The organism is Streptomyces noursei ATCC 11455 (assembly GCF_001704275.1).
GTDB lineage: Bacteria > Actinomycetota > Actinomycetes > Streptomycetales > Streptomycetaceae > Streptomyces > Streptomyces noursei.
The window spans coordinates 9,235,220-9,251,570 of the sequence record NZ_CP011533.1; the positions used below are offsets into that span (position 1 = coordinate 9,235,220).

The 16,351-nt window shown below is 71.4% G+C and carries 13 protein-coding genes; 8 read left to right on the forward strand and 5 right to left on the reverse strand.

Annotated features, from left to right (window positions below; translation table 11 throughout):
* Positions 1-67: 67 nt before the first annotated feature.
* The 4 genes from SNOUR_RS39690 to SNOUR_RS39705 form a co-directional block, all read right to left on the reverse strand.
* A complete protein-coding gene (locus SNOUR_RS39690) occupies positions 68-1,108 on the reverse strand; it encodes an ABC transporter permease (RefSeq protein WP_067357023.1) in 1,041 nt (346 codons plus the stop codon).
* Positions 1,105-2,640 carry a sugar ABC transporter ATP-binding protein gene (locus SNOUR_RS39695; protein WP_067357026.1) on the reverse strand — a complete coding sequence of 512 codons (1,536 nt, stop codon included), beginning with the start codon at positions 2,638-2,640 and terminating at the stop codon, positions 1,105-1,107. Before SNOUR_RS39695 ends, SNOUR_RS39690 begins: the two co-directional genes overlap by 4 nt.
* A 185-nt stretch (positions 2,641-2,825) precedes the next feature.
* Positions 2,826-5,666 carry a SpoIIE family protein phosphatase gene (locus SNOUR_RS39700; RefSeq protein ID WP_067357029.1) on the reverse strand — a complete coding sequence of 947 codons (2,841 nt, stop codon included), beginning with the start codon at positions 5,664-5,666 and terminating at the stop codon, positions 2,826-2,828.
* A gap of 137 nt (positions 5,667-5,803) precedes the next feature.
* A complete protein-coding gene (locus SNOUR_RS39705; protein WP_067357032.1) occupies positions 5,804-6,772 on the reverse strand; it encodes a cyclase family protein in 969 nt (322 codons plus the stop codon).
* A gap of 423 nt (positions 6,773-7,195) precedes the next feature.
* Here SNOUR_RS39705 and SNOUR_RS39710 point away from each other — a divergent pair, with 423 nt between their 5' ends.
* The 8 genes from SNOUR_RS39710 (at position 7,196) to SNOUR_RS46715 (ending at position 14,853) form a co-directional block, all read left to right on the forward strand.
* A complete protein-coding gene (locus tag SNOUR_RS39710) occupies positions 7,196-8,833 on the forward strand; it encodes an APC family permease (RefSeq protein WP_067357035.1) in 1,638 nt (545 codons plus the stop codon).
* 596 nt (positions 8,834-9,429) lie between these two features.
* Entirely contained in the window at positions 9,430-9,921 is a 492-nt protein-coding gene (locus SNOUR_RS39715) for a hypothetical protein (RefSeq protein ID WP_067357037.1), read from the forward strand.
* A gap of 37 nt (positions 9,922-9,958) precedes the next feature.
* Positions 9,959-10,414: a hypothetical protein gene (locus tag SNOUR_RS39720; protein ID WP_067357040.1), complete on the forward strand. Its 456-nt coding sequence runs from the start codon at positions 9,959-9,961 to the stop codon at positions 10,412-10,414.
* A gap of 17 nt (positions 10,415-10,431) precedes the next feature.
* Positions 10,432-11,133 carry a two-component system response regulator CseB gene (cseB, locus tag SNOUR_RS39725; protein WP_067357043.1) on the forward strand — a complete coding sequence of 234 codons (702 nt, stop codon included), beginning with the start codon at positions 10,432-10,434 and terminating at the stop codon, positions 11,131-11,133.
* 5 nt (positions 11,134-11,138) lie between these two features.
* A complete protein-coding gene (locus SNOUR_RS39730) occupies positions 11,139-12,359 on the forward strand; it encodes an ATP-binding protein (RefSeq protein ID WP_067357046.1) in 1,221 nt (406 codons plus the stop codon).
* A 482-nt stretch (positions 12,360-12,841) separates the two neighbouring features.
* Positions 12,842-13,024 carry a hypothetical protein gene (locus tag SNOUR_RS46705; RefSeq protein WP_067357048.1) on the forward strand — a complete coding sequence of 61 codons (183 nt, stop codon included), beginning with the start codon at positions 12,842-12,844 and terminating at the stop codon, positions 13,022-13,024.
* 123 nt (positions 13,025-13,147) lie between these two features.
* Positions 13,148-13,582: a hypothetical protein gene (locus SNOUR_RS46710; protein WP_067357050.1), complete on the forward strand. Its 435-nt coding sequence runs from the start codon at positions 13,148-13,150 to the stop codon at positions 13,580-13,582.
* A gap of 125 nt (positions 13,583-13,707) precedes the next feature.
* Positions 13,708-14,853, forward strand: a complete 1,146-nt coding sequence (locus SNOUR_RS46715; protein ID WP_067357053.1) for an MFS transporter — start codon at positions 13,708-13,710, stop codon at positions 14,851-14,853.
* Positions 14,854-14,943: 90 nt separating this feature from the next.
* Here SNOUR_RS46715 and ccrA read toward each other — a convergent pair whose 3' ends face one another.
* Positions 14,944-16,293 carry a crotonyl-CoA carboxylase/reductase gene (ccrA, locus tag SNOUR_RS39750; RefSeq protein ID WP_067357056.1) on the reverse strand — a complete coding sequence of 450 codons (1,350 nt, stop codon included), beginning with the start codon at positions 16,291-16,293 and terminating at the stop codon, positions 14,944-14,946.
* Positions 16,294-16,351: the final 58 nt, after the last annotated feature.

The window sequence follows — 16,351 nt, forward strand, 5'->3', positions numbered from 1 at the left end:
GCGGGCCGGCGCGGCGCGGGCCCGCGGACTCCTCGCGCGGGCGTGAGCAGCTGGTGACCGGCGGGGGTCACGAGGTGACCTTCGGCGGGTCGGGGAGTGCCCGTGGAGGTTCCTTCGGGCGTTGCCGCACCTGCCGGCGCGCGGTGTAGCCGGCCATGCCGACGGCGACGAGCAGGGTGGCGCCGTTGAACAGCGGGACGGCCCAGAAGCGGGCGCCCAACTGACCGATGCCGGCGAGCCCGATGGCGAGGACCACGACGGCGACCAGAGTGCCCACCGCGTTGGCCCGGCCGGGCCTGATCGTGGTGGAGCCGAGCAGCGCACCGACGAAGGCGGGCAGCAGATAGTCCAGTCCGACGCTGGGATTGCCGACCCGCTGCTGTGCGGCGAGCAGGACACCGGCGATGCCGACGACCAGGCCCGATCCGACGAAGGCGAGGACGACGTAGCGCCGGATGGGGATGCCGACCAGTTCGGCGGCGCGGGGGTTGGAGCCGATGACGTAGAGGTACCGGCCGAGCGGCAGCCGTTCCAGCAGCAGCCACACCAGGGCGGTGAGGAGCAGGACGTAGCAGGCGGACACCGGCAGGCCGAGGAATCTGGAGTCGTACAGGTCGGTGAAGGCGGTCGGCAGGCCGTGCGGGCGGGGGACGATCCGGGCCCCGTCGGTGACCCAGCCGGTGACGGCGTAGAGGATGCTGCCGGTGCCGAGGGTGGCGATGAAGGAGTCGATCCGCGCGAATTCGACGACCATGCCGTTGAAGGCGCCGACGACCGCACCACCGAGCACCACCACGAGGCAGGCGAGCGGCCAGGGCCAGGCGTCGACGGCGATGAGCTGCATGGCCATCACGTGCGCGAGGCCCAGACCGTAGCCGATGGACAGGTCGAACTTGGCGGTGGCGATGGGGATCGTCGCGCCGAGCGCGAGGACGGCCGGGATCGACTGGTTGGACAGGACCGCGGAGATGTTGTCCAAGGTGGGATAGGTCTCGGGCAGGGCGAGGGAGAAGGCCAGGAACAACAGGGCGGCCAGGGCCAGGAGGCCGTAGACGCCGAGGAGATGCCCGGCCCGGCGGCCCGGCGGGCGACGGGGGGAGCGGGTCACGGGCCCGTGGTCCCGGTGAGCGCGGGCATGGCGGAGGAAGCCCGGGTCAGGGCGCTGACGGTGAGGGCATCACCGGTCAGCTCCGCCGTCACCGCCCCACGGACGAACACCAGGGCCCGATGGCACACGTCGGTGACCTCCTCGAAGTCGGTGGAAAGCAGCAGGACGGCGAGGCCGCCGGCCAACGCGTCCCGGAGCAGGCGGTAGACCGCCGTTTTGGCGCCGACGTCCACCCCGGCGGTCGGCTCTTCGAGGATCAGCAGTCCGCGGTGCGTCCCGAGCCATCGGCCGACCATGACCTTCTGCTGGTTCCCCCCGGACAGGGTGGAGATCGGCGCTTCGCTGTCCCGGGGGTACACCGCGAACCGGGCCATCAGGACGCCGGCCTCGGCCCGCTCGCGCCGGGGTCCGGTCCAGTGGAGGGCCGGCAGGCCCCTCGCCCGTGGGTTGGCGAAGAGGTTCTCCCGCACGGTCAACTCGGCGGCGCAGCCCTCTTCCTGACGGTTGCTGCTGACGAATCCGACGCCGGAGCCGACCGCGGCCGCGACCGACCCCGGTCGGTAGGGACGTCCGTCGAGCAGGGCCCGTCCGCCGAGGAGGCGTCCGGCGCCGGCTAGGGCGCGGCCCAACTCCAGGTGCCCGGCGCCGGTGAGTCCCACCATGCCGAGGATCTCCCCGGCGTGCAGCTCCAGGCTGACCGGTGCGGTGTCGACGGTCCGTACGCGGTCCAGGCTCAGGACGGTGCGGCCGGTGGCGGGGGCGAGGCGGTGGCCGCCGGGTTCGTGGCCCACGATGTCGTGCACCAGCCGTGCCGGACTGTGGCCGGCGAGCGGGCCGTGGCGGACCAGGCGGCCGTCGCGCAGGACGGCGAAGGCATCGGCGACCTTGTACACCTCGTCGAGCCGGTGGGTGACGTAGACGAGGGCGTGGCCCTGGTCGCGCAGCATGTGCAGTACGTCGAAGAGCCGGGCGCAGTCCGCTGCCGGGAGGCTGGCCGTCGGCTCGTCGAGGACGATGACGCCGGCCCGGGTGGACAGTGCCCGGGCGATGGCCACCAGGGAACGCTCGGCCCGCGGGAGGTCGGCGAGGGGGGTGCGCGGGTCGAGGTGGGCGGCGATGATGCCCAGCGCCTCGGTGCAGCGCTCACGGGTCCGCCGCCAGGACAGCAGGCCGGCGCGGCGGGCGTACCCGGCGCCCAGGGCGATGTTCTCGGCGACCGTCATCCACTCGACCAGTCCGAGGTCCTGGTGGATGAAGGACATGGCGCGGGTGGCCGCTTCGGTGCCGAGCGGATGGCCGGCCACGGTCACCTCGCCGCGGTCCGCGCGGTGGACGCCGGCGAGGATCTTGATGAGGGTGGACTTTCCCGCGCCGTTGGGACCGAGCAGGGCGAGGACGCTGCCGGAGTGGATGTCGAGGTCGACGGCGTCCAGCGCGAGGGTGCCGCCGAACCGCTTGCTCAGGCCGCGGATCCGGATCAGCGGCTCTGGGCCGCGGGGCGCGGGAGGGCTGTGGTCGGGAGTGTCGGGCACGGACTTCTCCGGGGATCGGCCGCTCGGTGCACTGCCGGCATCCGGCACCGCATTGGCGCATGCTACGGCTCCCGTTGTCCTCCCTTCGGCTTCCATGCCGGAGGGGCCGTTGCGCGGTGTCCCGATTGGCCCAGGCCCACCCGTGCGCCCCGTCCACCCGCGCGGCCCGTCCACCCGGCGGTCGCTCAGAGGGCGGGAACGTCGTCGAAGTACGCCGCGACGGTGTCGGGCCTGCCGCCGGCCAACTGCAGGGCGCACTCGGCCCAGATGACCTTGCCGGTGGCGGTGTAGCGGGTGCCCCATGCCTGGGCGAGCTGTGCGACGAGGAACAGACCGCGCCCGCCCTCGTCGGTGGTCGCCGCATGGCGCAGATGCGGGGCGGTGCTGCTGGCGTCGGACACCTCGCAGGTCAGGGCGCGGTCGTAGAGCAGGCGTACCTGGATCGGGGCGGTGCCGTAGCGGATGGCGTTGGTGACCAGCTCGCTGAGCACCAGTTCGGCGGCGAAGGACACCTCGTCCAGTCCCCATGCGGCCAGTTGACGCGTCACGGCGGCGCGGAGACCGGAGACCAGCGCCGGGTCGGGGGTCGGTGTCCAGGTGGCGATCCGGTGCGCGTCCAACGCGTGGGTACGGGCCACCAGGAGGGCTATGTCGTCGGTGGGCCGGCGGGGCACCACCGTCCGCAGGACTTCCGCGCAGGTTTCCTCGGGCGGGCGGTTCGGGTGGGACAGCGCCCGGCGCAGTTGGTCGAAGGCGGTGTCGAGGTCGCGGCGGCGGTCCTCGACCAGCCCGTCGGTGTACAGGACGAGCTGACTGCCTTCGGGGAGGTGGAATTCGACGGTCTCGAAGGGGAGGCCGCCCAGGCCCAGCGGCGGTCCGGCGGGCAGGTCGGGGAAGGCGACGGCGCCGTCGGGGTGGACCAGCGCGGGGGGCGGATGGCCGGCCCGGGCCATGCAGCACTGCTGGGAGGTGGGGTCGTAGACGGCGTACAGGCAGGTCGCGCCGATGATGCGGGTCATCCCGTCGGCATCCTCGCCGCCCTCGTCCCGGTCGAGGCGCGCCACGAGGTTGTCGAGACAGGTGAGGACCTCGTCCGGGGCCAGCTCCAGTTCGGCGAAGTTCCGCGCCGCCGTGCGCAGTCGGCCCATGGTGGCGGCGGCGTGCAGCCCGTGGCCGACGACGTCCCCGACGACGAGGGCGACGCGGCTGCTGGAGAGGGGGATGACGTCGTACCAGTCTCCGCCGACCCCGGACTCGGCGGGCAGATAGCGATGGGCGACCTCGACGGCGTTCTGCTCGGGGAAGCTGTGCGGCAGCAGACTGTGCTGGAGCGCCAGCACCATGTTGTGTTCGCGGGTGTAGCGGCGGGCGTTGTCGATGCAGATGGCGGCGCGGGTGGCGAGTTCCTGGGCCAGCGAACGGTCGTCGTCGCCGAAGGGCGCGGGGTCCCGCGAGCGGTAGAAGCTCGCCACGCCCAGGGCGATGCCGCGGGCGATGAGCGGAACGGCGATCAGGGAGTGGACGTTGTGGTCGAGGAGGCGTTGGGCATGCCCGGGATCCTGGGCGATCCAGCCCGTGGCGGTCCTCAGCTCGGGTTCCAGTACCGACCGCCCGCTGGCCAGGCAGCGGAGTTGGGGAGTCGTGCTCCGAAGGCTGATCGGCTCACCGGCCGGGTAGAAGGGGCAGTCCTCGCGGTAGCCGTGGAGCACGACGCGGTGGAGGCCGGTGCGCGGGTCGGTCGGCTCGTCGCCGCGCAGCACCGCTTCGGGAAGTTCGATGGTGACGAAGTCGGCCAGGTGGGGGACGGCCATCTCGGCGAGTTCGTGGGCGGTGCGGGTCACGTCCAGGGTGGTGCCGATGCGGGTGCTGGCCTCGGAGAGCAGTTCCAGGCGGCGTCGGGCCGCCACCGCGTACTTCCCGACTCCCGGCTCGCCGACCAGCACCAGCCCGCTCGCCGTGTGCGCGGAGGCGGCTTCGGCGGTCCCGGGCGGGTGGGTCGTCGTGGCCGCCTTCCGGGCCGCGGTGCCGGGAACGGGCCACAGCCGCGGGAGCGCGGGCTCGGGGCTTTGTTGCGCCGGGGGGCCGGGTGAGGTCTCGGGCGGGGGCCCGGTCACGGCGGGGACGGCGACGGGCTGGTGCGGCGCGGCGAGGACGGCTTCGATGGCGATGCCCTCGACCCCGGAAGCGCTGGTGACCGGTCGGCTGAGCAAGGTCACCCGTCGCCCGCCGGGGAGGGGCACTTCCATGGCCGCCCGCTGGGCCAGGGCGATCAGATCAGCGGCCTTCTCCTGGAGGATCATCTGGTCCCGCCGGTCCAGCACGCCCTCGGTGAACTCGCCCGGCTGGCCGTCGCCGGTCGGTGTGCGGTGCCGGGCGTCGAGGTATGCCCGGAGCAGGGTGCGCTCCCGCGTCGAGCTCTGCTCCAGCAGGCGTCGTTCGATCGCGCCGGCCGCCTTGCGGATCACGGTGGCCAGCGCCGCGTCCACGTCGGTGAGCGGATAGCCCAGGCACAGCACGCCTTCGATGCGACCGCTGAGCGGGTCCCGGACCGGGATCGCGGAGCAGGCGTTGGCCTGGGAGCGTTCGGCGAAGTGCTCTGCACCGTAGACGTTGATCAGCTGCCGTTCCGCGAGCGCCAGACCGATGCCGTTGGTCCCGCCGAACTCCTCGGCGAACACATAGCCCGGGACGCTCTGGATCGCGGCCAGCCGTCGGACCTGGGACGGCTTGCCGAAGCGGCGTTGCAGCACGGCCCCGCGGCCGTCGGCGAGGGACACGTTCATGTCCCGGTCCGTGAACAGCTCCTGCAGCCGGTCCAGTACCGGCTCGGCCGCGCGGACGAGCCGGCCCTCCAGATCGAGGTCGGAGCGGTAGGGGAGTGCGCATCCGGCCGGGGAGAGTCCCAGGGCGAGGGAGCGCTCCCAGGAATTCAAGATCGGACTTCGTACGGCCTCGTCGACCGACTCGCCCCGAAGGAACCGGTCACGGGCGCGCGCGGGGCCGAGGTCGATTCCCACGAGCCCCATCCGAATCACTTCCCTTGCGGTACGTGCCGCAGGACCGCCCGTCACCCTCCCGTCGTCTGCCCGGAGCAGCTGTACCGTTCGCTCCGATTGTAGGGCTTTTCCGGGGGACGGTGCTGGTCAGAGGGGAGGCGGGGGCGTCACAGAACGGCGACCGGGGTGACGGGCGAGCCGGTGCCGCCAGGGACGTTCAGCGGAGCCACCAGCAGCAGAAAGACATGGCGGCCCGCCTCCGCACAGGCAGTCGACAGCGCCTCCAGATCGAGGTTGTCCAGCAGTGGCACCCCCATGGCCGCGATCGCCAGGGCGTGCACCGGAGAGTGCACGCCCTCGACCGGCGAGGGCCGGACATCGCTGTCGCCGTCGCCGCCGAGCAGGGCGATCCCGCGCGAGGCGAGCAGCGGCAGGGCGTCCACGTGGAAGCCGGCGCTCGCCGCGTCGGGGTTCCAGGCGCCGCGTTCCCGGCGGCGGCGCATGCTGCCGGTCCGCAGCAGCACCGCGTCGCCGTCGCCGATCGTCACACCCAGGGCCCGCTCCGCAGCGGCGACGTCCTCGGCGTGCACCGCTCGGGCGGGCTCCAGCCACGCGTTGCCCACGACGGTCGGCAGGTCGAGCAGCACCCCCCGGGTCACCAGGGGGCCGAGCGCCGCCACGGCCCCGAACCGGGCGCCCTTGGCGTCGACGAGTTCGCCCGCGGGGCGGCCGTCGTAGAGCCGCCCGCGGTAGGCGATGTGGGAGAGCGCGTCCAGGTGGCTGACGGCCTTGCCGTGGTAGTCGACGGCGAGGAAGTCCTTGTGCGTGGTGGGCTCCGGGGCCTCGACATCGCCGAGGTCGGACATGAAGTGCAACGCGGGCTTGGTGTTGTCCGGGCCGGCGGTCGTGTCCCACGGACGCGCCAGCGGGATCACCGCGCCGTCCCGGACCAGGGCGGTGGCCCGCCGTACGTGGTCCGGGGTCACCCGGTTCCAGGCGCCGCGGTCGGCCGGTGCCCAGCGGCCCCATGTGCGGACCGCAGCGAAGAGCGCGTCGAACTCCCGGCGCGACACGGCGGGCCCGTTGCCGGCACCGGTCGGCGGGGGAGACGGGGCGTCGCCGGGGTTGCTGGTCATCCGCTGTTCACCGCTCCAGGGTGGCGGGACCGTCGTCCGGCGGCACCGTGCCACCTTCCCCAGCATGTCCCCTCCGCGCGGCGCCCCGCATGTGATCGCCGGGGAATTCGCCGACCGGAAGCGCAAGACCATAGGCGACGAAAAGTAATGCCATTGGCGGGGCATCTCAAAGTTTTCGCCAAATTGAATTCACCTCATTGGTGGGATGAATGGCCGTCCGGATGTCGCTGACCAGGCGCCCGGACCAGCTCGCCGGCCGCAACTGGCCGGATATTTCGGCGTCTTGTGGTGGCGTCGAATCCTTTGTATCCGCCATGAATTTTCCGCGAAAAGTAACTTTTTCGTCACTGGCTATTTGCAGGGGCCGGAAAGCTCCCTACTCTGAGGCAACTTTCCGGCCAGCTGTCTTGAAAGGCCCCCCTCATGGCAAGCGTTGACGAGATCACGCCACTGCAGGCACGCCCACCAGGCACCCTGCGTAGGGATGTAGGACTGATCGGCCTGATGTGGGCCTCGGTCGGCTCCATCATCGGATCCGGATGGCTCTACGGTGCCCAGAAGGCCGTAGTCGTAGCAGGCCCGTCCGCGATCATCTCCTGGAGCATCGGCGCCGTCGCCATCGTGCTCCTGGCCCTGGTGCACGCCGAACTCGGCGGCCTCTTCCCCGTGGCCGGCGGCACCGCGCGTTACCCGCACTACGCCTTCGGCGGCCTGGCCGGCATGTCCTTCGGCTGGTTCTCCTGGCTCCAGGCGGCGACAGTGGCCCCGATCGAGGTCGAAGCCATGATCGGCTACGCCGGGCACTGGTCGTGGGCCAAGAGCCTCCAACACGCCAACGGAACCCTCACGGCCAGCGGCTTCATCGTCGCGGTCATCCTGATGGCGATCTTCGTCGCGGTGAACTTCCTGGGCGTGAAGGTGCTGGCCCACACCAACAGCGCCGCCACCTGGTGGAAGATCGCCGTACCCCTCGGGGCGATCTTCGTCATCGCGGCGACCAACTTCCACCCGCACAACTTCACCTCGCACGGCTTCGCCCCGTTCGGCGCCAAGGGCGTGCTCAGCGCCATCAGCACCAGCGGCATCATCTTCGCGCTGCTCGGCTTCGAGCAGGCCATCCAACTCGCGGGCGAGAGCCGCAACCCCAAGCGTGACCTGCCGCGCGCCACCATCGGCTCGGTCGTGATCGGCGCCGTCATCTACACCCTGCTCCAGGTCGTCTACATCGGCGCGCTGCCGCTGGCGTCCTTCGCACACGGGTGGGCCAAGCTGGACTACGCCGGCATCAGCGGCCCCTGGGCCGGTCTGGCCACCGTGGTGGGGCTGGGCTGGCTGGGCTGGGTCCTGTACGCGGACGCCATCATCTCCCCCGGTGGCACCGGCCTGATCTACACCACCTCCACCTCGCGGATCTCCTACGGCCTGAGCAAGAACGGCTACGCCCCCCGACTGTTCGAGAAGGCCGACGGCCGCGGGGTGCCGTGGTTCGGGCTGATCATCTCCTTCGTCACCGGCGTGATCTGCTTCCTGCCCTTCCCCAGCTGGCAGGAGCTGGTCTCCTTCATCACCTCGGCGAGCGTCCTGATGTACGCCGGTGCGCCGCTGGCGTTCGGTGTGTTCCGCGACCGTCTGCCGCACCACCAGCGTCCGTACCGCCTGCCCGGTGGCAAGGTGATCGCGCCGCTGTCCTTCGCCGTGGCGAGCCTGATCATCTACTGGGCCGGCTGGACCACCCTGGAACGGCTCGGCTGGGCCATCGTGATCGGCTACGTCCTGCTCGGCAGCTACGCCTGGTACGCCACGAAGAAGGGGCTGCCGAACGCTCCGCGCCTGGACTGGAAGGCCGCACGGTGGCTTCCGGTGTACCTCATCGGCATGGGCGTCATCTCCTGGCAGGGCGGCTTCGGCGGCCAGGGCCACATCCCGCTGTGGTGGGACATGGCGATCGTCACGGTGTTCTCGGTGGGCATCTACTACTGGGCCCTCGCCTCCGCGGTCCCGGCCGAGGCGATCGAGCAGAACATCGAGGAGGTCGCGGTCGTGGACGAGGGCGGCCACTGACCGCAACTCGCCCTGAGGCAGAGGAAAGCAGATGAGCCCGGCCGGTCACCCCGGCCGGGCTCATCGGCATTCGCCGCCGCGCGCACCAGGACCTCCGGCCATCACGTGTCCACCACCACGCACGATTCCCCACCTCTCGGCGTCAATGCCCCAACTCGCCATACCCGCAATGCCTTTCGCCCCGCCATGCGCCGCTACGGAACCCCATCCGCATCGAATTCCCGTGCGTCGATGAAGTGCTTCGAACGCCCCGTTCCCGCATTGCGGAAACCGCGCGGAGCGCTTCGCATGGCGGCGAGCCGGGTGAGTGCGCGACCGGATCGGGTGCGGCAAGCGGCTCAGGAACCGCCCGAACCGTTCGATGGCGGACGGGCCGCGGCAATGCCTGCGGCGCACGGGGCCTGACGGTCGATCACGTCGATGCGTACCCGGATCGCCGCAGGGCCCGAGCGGGCCGGGCGGTCCGTCCTGTGTGTAGGTCGTGTAACAGTCGTCGATGCACGGCTGCAACACAAGTGACGAATCGTCGAGAAGTGCTCGGCATAGCTTCTGGAGCGCCAACCGATGACCAGCGACATCAACGGAGCCAGGAAGCCATGAACCGTACCTCGACGACCAGCACCTTCCGCCGGAGGGCGGTGCTCGCGGCCGGCCTCGCCGGTGCCGCCGCGCTCGGCCTGTCCGCCACCGCCCAGGCGGCGAACGGCGCGACCCCCGCTGCCCCCGCGAAGGCCGTGCGCACGGCCGTCACCCCGTATGTGATCAACCACTTCGGTGAGGAGAACGCCGACACCGGGCGTGCCGAGCGCCGTCCGCGGGATCTGGTGCTCTCCGAGTTCACCACCATCCACAAGGTCGACTGGAAGCAGTGGGGCGCGAAGGAGGCCGTCGGCACCGGGCAGGTCACCGGCACCTGGTGCCTCGACACCTGCCTGACCAAGCCGCTGAAGGCGACCATAAGCCTCTCCGACCCCAAGGTCGTCAACGGCAAGCGGGTGTACTCCGCCTTCACCCTGAAGCTGGCCGGGCAGCAGGGGACGTACGATTCCGAGGATCTGCAGGGCAAGCGCCCGCTCGCCACCCGCTGAGCGCCGGCCCGACCGTCGAGGCGTACGAAGGATCCCGATGCACAGACCCACGGCCATCGTCACGGCCTGCGCACTGGCGCTGGTGATGGCCGTGGGCATCACCGGGTGCGGCGGCCCGGACCAGCCACAGGTCCAGGGCCCCGCCCCCACACGGAGCCCGGCCGCCGGCCCGGTCTACGTCTCCGACACCATGGGACACCCGCTGATCCGCCCCACGCGCCTGGGCCTGACCGAGTTCACCTCGCTGTCCCACCTGAAGTGGCGGGACTGGGGGCAGCCGAAGGCCGTGGCCACCGGTGAGGTGAGCGGCATGTGGTGCATCCCCGGCTGCGAGAAGACCGGCTACCCGGCCACCGTCGAACTGTCCGGTCTGCAGCGCCAGGAGAACGTCTCCTACTACACCCGCGCCAGCGTGCGGTCCGCGCACCTCCCGAACCCGGCCGAGACGGGCGAAGACCTGCGCTCCGTGCACCTGTACGCCCCCGAACCGTAAGAGCAGGAGACCGACCGATGACCGACGTGCTGCTCGTGGAGGACGACCCGCTGCTGCGAGAGGCCACGCAGCTGTCGCTGGAGCGTTACGGATACCAGGTGCGGACCGCCTCCGACGGGCTCGCCGGGCTGGCGCAGTTCCGGGACAGGGCACCGGACGTCGCCGTGCTGGACGTCATGCTGCCCCATCTCGACGGGGTCAGCCTGGTGCGCCGTATCAGGGAGGTGAGCCGGGTGCCGGTGCTGATGATCTCCGCTCGGACCGACCCGGTGGACGTCGTCCTCGGACTGGAGGCCGGGGCCGACGACTACCTCACCAAGCCGTACGACGTGCCGGTGCTCGTCGCCCGCATCCGCTCGGCGCTGCGCCGGGCCACCGACTTCGCCGGGACCGGGCCGAACGCCGCGGAGGAATCGCTGTTGCAGATCGGCGACCTCACGGTGGACACGGCCTCCATGGAGATCCGCCGCGCGGGGCAACTGCTGGACCTGACGCCCACCGAGCGCAGGTTGATGCTGGAGTTCGCGTCCGAGCCCGGGGTGGTGCTGTCCCGGGCCGCCCTGCTGGAGCGGGTGTGGGACTACGCGTGGGACGGCGACAGCCGGGTGGTCGACGTCCACCTGCAGCGACTGCGCAGGAAGATCGGGCGCGACCGGATCGAGACCGTCCGCGGCTTCGGCTACAAGCTGGTGGCCACACCGCCGCCCGGCAACCCCTGACCGCCATGGGACTGCGTACCAAGACCGCCCTGATCATCGCCGCAACCGCCGCCGTCACCGCCGCGCTCATCGGGCTCCTGGTGCACCAGCGCACCGCCGACCAGCAGTACGGGGACGCGGCACACGCGGCCGACGCCCAGCTCGTCCAGGCACTGGAGGACCATGCCGCCGGCGTCGACAGCGACGCGCTGGTCGACCCCCCGGACCTGCCGGCGGCACTGCGCGCGACCGTCACCCACCGACCGGTGCGGGCCACCTATCTCCAGGCCGCCGGGAACCACGACGGCCCGGTGATGTGGGCGGCTTCCCGCAGCGGCCAGGACATCCTCGCCGTACGGCGCTCCTACGCACCGCAGGCACAGGCCCTGAAGAAGCTGGACCAACAGCTGCTCGGCGCCGGCGCCGCCGCCGTCGCACTGGGCTGCGGGCTGGGCATCGCCGTGGCGGCGGCCACGGGACGGCGCATCGGCGCATCGGCGCGGACCGCGCAGCAGATCGCGGGCGGCGATCTGACGGCGCGCGTCGAGCCCAAGGGCAAGGACGAGATCGCCCGGCTCGGGGAGGCGGTCAACACGATGGCCGACGCCCTGAACGGCCGGCTGGAGGCCGAACGCCGGGTCACGGCCGACATCGCCCACGAACTGCGCACCCCGGTGGCCGGCCTGGTGACGGCCGTCGGCCTGCTTCCGCCCGGTCGACCGACCGAACTGGTCTGCGGAGGCGTGGACCAACTGCGCCGGCTGGTCGAGGATGTACTGGAGGTGGCGCGGCTGGACGTGCCGGGCGTCGAGCAGGCCCGGCGCGAGGCGGTGCGGATGGGCGAGTTGGCGCGCCGGGCCGCGGCGGTCTCCGGCAAGGAGGTCGAGGTACGGGTGCACACGGACGAGGTGGTGGAGACCGACCCGCGCCGGGTCGAGCGGATCCTGGCCAACCTGGTCACCAACGCCTATCGGCACGGCGACCCGCCGGTGGCGATCGAGGTCGACGGCACCGCCGTACGCGTATCCGACCACGGTCCCGGATTCCCCGCCGACCTCCTGGCACTGGGCCCGCAACGATTCCGCACGGGAGCCCGGGAGCGCGGCACGGGCATCGGCCTGGGCCTGACGATCGTCATGGGCCAGGCCCGCGTCCTGGGCGCCCAGGTGACCTACGAGAACCCGCCGGAGGGCGGTGCACAGGCCACCTTGGACCTGGAACCCGAGAGGGACCGCCCCGTCGGCTGAGGACCGGCCACCACCCCGTCGCCCGCCCGGTGTTCGCCCACCCGCGTACCCGGCCAGGACACGACCACCCGCACCGAACTCGCCGCGGTGGCACAGGAGACGGCCTCTCACCGGACGTCAGCGCTTTCCTTTGCCGGGAGTTGGTTCCGCACGCGGGGACTTCCGCTCGGCCGGATATTCTCCCGGCCCGCAGAGAACGCAGCAGGGTACGCGGAACAAGGTCCTTGCGGGTCGGTTCATTTACGGCAAGAGCGTCCCGGATCGGGGCACTATCACAGTCCGTAGTCTTCGGATTCTGCGGGGCGTTGACGTATCTTCCGTCCTGTAGCGTCCGATTCATGATGGGTTTATACGCGCTGAAACCGTGGTTCGCAGGGCGATTGGCCGTGGTGCGCCGATACGGCGTACGGCATGAAATCTCTCCGAACGTATTCACCGTTGCCGGCGTTGTCTGAGCTGCCGCAGCGGCTGTTTCCCTGGCCATGCTGCCAGCGCATCTCTCCGCGTTCCCCGTCGCGCTGTCCGAACTGCTGCCCAAGGGCGGCAAGTTGAACCCGCGCCCGATCCGGGTGCGGATCGGCACGCCGATGCGGGGCGCTTCGGCCGACCGGGCGCGTGCCGAGGTGCTCGCCCTGACCGACGCGTACCAGGAGCGGGACAGCTGACTGCGGCGCCGTGTCGCCCGCATCGCGGTCGGCCGCTGGGGGCTGGCGCTGGCCGCCGCCTGGTCGTTCGCGGAGGCGCTGAGCTGGCCGCTGCTGCCCGAACTGGCGCTGGCCGTACTGTGCGTGGCCGCTCCGCGCGCGGGGCTGCGGCTGACGGTGAGCGCCGCGCTGGCCAGCGTCGTGGGCGGCGTGGTGGGGCTCGCGCTCTACGCTGGTACGAGCGTGCAGCTGCCGCAACCGCTGACGACGGATCGTATGCACACCGCCGTCCAGCACGAGCTACGCGCCGAGGGCGCCCGCGCGGTACGTCACCAGCCGGCCAGCGGCATCCCGTACAAGGTCTACACCTCCGAGGCCGGCCACGCCGGGATTCCGGTGGGGGAGTGGGCCCTGGAGTCCGCCGCGGCACGCGGTCAGCGCATCGTCGTGCTGGGGCTGGTACTGACCCTGATCGGTTCGGTCGTCCAGCCCTGGCGGCGTTTCTATCCGCACTGTCTGGTGTTGCTGGCGGTGACCTTCACGGCGCTGTTCGCCTGGGTGATCAGCATGTGGAGCTGAGCGCGGTGGGTCCGTGCCGACGTCCGGACCCACCCGCGGCGGGGACCGCCTCGCCCGCCGCCCGGCCACCGTCACCGCCGCCCGCGGCGCGGGCACGTCGCGTCCTGGCCATCACCAGTCTCGGCGTGTTCATCGTCTTCCTCGACACCACGGTCGTGAACGTCGCCTTCGACACCGTCAGTCGCAGCTTCGACGCCCCCGTCAGCCGCCTGGTGTGGGTGCTCAACGCCTATACGCTGCTCTTCGCCGCCTTCCTGATCCCGGCCGGACAACTGGCCGACCAGTTCGGCCGCAAGCGCCTCTTCCAGACCGGTCTGCTCGGCTTCGCGCTCGCCAGCGCCCTGTGCGGGACCGCCCCGACGCTCGGCGCCCTCGTCGCCGCCCGCGCCGCGCAGGGCATCTTCGGTGCCGTCATCGTCCCGGCCTCCCTGGCGCTGCTGCTGCCCGCCTTCCCGCCCGAGCGCCGTGCCACGGCCATGGCCGCGCGCGGCGTCCCCGACCCGGTGGGTGTCGCGATCGTCGCGGTCGCGCCCGCCCTGTTCAGCTTCGCCATTGTCCACGGGCCGCGCCCGGGGTGGTTGGACGCACGAGTGTGGGGCGCGTTCGCGCTGGGCGTCGCACTGATTCCGGCACTGGTGTACCGGTGCCGTCGCGCCGCTCGTCCCGCGCTGGATCTGAGCCTGTTCCGCATCCGGAACTTCCAGGCGTCCAACCTGGCCACGTTGGTCTTCTCGGTCGCCTTCTTCGCCTTTCTGCTCTCCAGTCTGCTGTTCCTCCAGACCGTCTGGCACTACTCCGTACTGCGCTCCGCGCTCGCGGTCAGCCCCAGCGCTCTGATCACCGCGGTCGTCGCGTCACAGGCCGGACGGCTGAACGACCGTCTCGGCTACCGTGCCGTCTTCGCCCCCGGAGCCCTGTGCTACAAGCCTGGGCACCGCCGCCCTCGTCCTGCGCACGGGCACCACGGCCCACTGGGCGACGCACTGGCTGCCCCCTTGGTCCTCAACGGCATCGGTGTCGGGCTGGCCCTGTCGACCCTCAACAACGCGGCGGCCCATGCCCTGCCCGCCGAACGCTTCGGCGTGGGCACCGCGATCGACAACACCTTCCGGCAACTGGGCGCCGTACTGGGAGTCAGTATCTTCACCGCGGTCCTGGGATCGCCGGCGGCCGGTGATCTCCTGGGCGGCTACCACCGCGTGTGGTGGGTCCTCGCCGCCGTCCCGGCCGTCAGCGCCGTGCTGTACACCGTGGCCCACCGAAGCGACTGACGTGGTGGTGACGGCAACGCGGTGAGGGCCCGGTGGCATCCACCGGGCCCTCACCGCGCAGTAGCGGGGCGCTACGGGGCCGGGGAGCGGTCAGCGGAACCGGTTGATCGCGTCGATGTGCCGCGCACGCAGCTCCTCGTCGCGCACGCCCAGGCCCTCGGTCGGGGCCAGGCACAACACGCCGACCTTGCCCTGGTGGACGTTGCGGTGCACGTCGTGGACGGCGAGCGCGGTGTCGGCCAGCGGGTAGGTGCAGGAGAGGGTGGGGTGGATCTTCCCCTTGGCGACGAGGCGGTTGGCCTCCCATGCCTCGCGGTAGTTGGCGAAGTGGGTGCCGACGATGCGCTTGAGGTGCATCCACAGATAGCGGTTGTCGAACTCGTGACGGTAGCCGGAGGTGGAGGCGCAGGTGACGATCGTGCCGCCCCGGCGGGTGACGTAGACGGAGGCACCGAAGGTCTCCCGGCCGGGGTGCTCGAAGACGATGTCCACGTCCTCGCCGCCGGTCAACTCCCGGATGCGGCCGCCGAACCGCTTCCACTCCCGCGGATTCTGGGTGTGCTCGTCGCTCCAGAAGCGGTAGTCCTCGGCGGAGCGGTCGATGATCGCCTCCGCACCCATGGACCGGCACACCTCGGCCTTGCGCCGGTTGGACACCACACAGACCGGGTTGGCGCCGCCGGCGAGGGCGAGCTGGGTGGCGTACGACCCCAGACCGCCGCTGGCGCCCCAGATCAGCACGTTGTCGCCCTGCTTCATCCCGGCGCCGTTGCGGGAGACCAGCTGCCGGTAGGCGGTGGAGTTCACCAGGCCCGGCGCGGCGGCCTCCTCCCAGGTGAGGTGGGCGGCCTTGGGCATCAGCTGGTTGGCCTTGACCAGGGCTATCTCGGCCAGGCCGCCGAAGTTGGTCTCGAAGCCCCAGATCCGCTGGGCAGGGTCGAGCATGGTGTCGTCGTGCCCGTCCGCGCTCTCCAGCTCCACCGACAGGCAGTGCGCCACGACCTCGTCACCGGGCTTCCAGACGTTCACTCCCGGGCCGGTGCGCAGCACCACGCCGGCCAGGTCGGAGCCGAGAATGTGGTACGGCAGGTCGTGGCGGGCGGCCAGTGGCGAGGTGCGCCCGTAGCGCTCCAGGAAGCCGAAGGTCGGCAGCGGTTCGAAGATGGACGACCACACGGTGTTGTAGTTGACCGAACTGGCCATCACCGCGACCAGGGCCTCGCCGGGCCCCAGTTCGGGCACCGGCACCTCGTCGACGCGCAGCGACTTGCGCGGGTCCTTGTCCGCGCTGGACATGCCGTGAAACATCTCGGTGTCCTCTTTGTGGACGGTCACGGCCCGGAAGGACTCGGGCAGGGGCAGCGCGGCGATGTCCTCGGGCGCGCGGTCGGGTGTGCTGATCGCGGCGAGCAACTCGCTGCGGGCAGGGCTGTCGGGCATGGCGGATCGGATCCTTTCGAGCGTTGCGTCAGGTCGTGCGGGAAGGGCGCTCCGGCGG

What these genes read in the sequence shown, in the direction of transcription:
- SNOUR_RS39720 (WP_067357040.1), top strand. Translation starts at nt 9,959, where the DNA reads ATGCACAGACCCACGGCCATCGTCACGGCCTGCGCACTGGCGCTGGTG.
- ccrA (WP_067357056.1), bottom strand. Translation starts at nt 16,293, where the DNA reads ATGCCCGACAGCCCTGCCCGCAGCGAGTTGCTCGCCGCGATCAGCACA.
- SNOUR_RS39710 (WP_067357035.1), top strand. Translation starts at nt 7,196, where the DNA reads ATGGCAAGCGTTGACGAGATCACGCCACTGCAGGCACGCCCACCAGGC.
- SNOUR_RS39700 (WP_067357029.1), bottom strand. Translation starts at nt 5,666, where the DNA reads ATGGGGCTCGTGGGAATCGACCTCGGCCCCGCGCGCGCCCGTGACCGG.
- SNOUR_RS39730 (WP_067357046.1), top strand. Translation starts at nt 11,139, where the DNA reads ATGGGACTGCGTACCAAGACCGCCCTGATCATCGCCGCAACCGCCGCC.
- SNOUR_RS39705 (WP_067357032.1), bottom strand. Translation starts at nt 6,772, where the DNA reads ATGACCAGCAACCCCGGCGACGCCCCGTCTCCCCCGCCGACCGGTGCC.
- SNOUR_RS39715 (WP_067357037.1), top strand. Translation starts at nt 9,430, where the DNA reads ATGAACCGTACCTCGACGACCAGCACCTTCCGCCGGAGGGCGGTGCTC.
- cseB (WP_067357043.1), top strand. Translation starts at nt 10,432, where the DNA reads ATGACCGACGTGCTGCTCGTGGAGGACGACCCGCTGCTGCGAGAGGCC.
- SNOUR_RS46705 (WP_067357048.1), top strand. Translation starts at nt 12,842, where the DNA reads ATGCTGCCAGCGCATCTCTCCGCGTTCCCCGTCGCGCTGTCCGAACTG.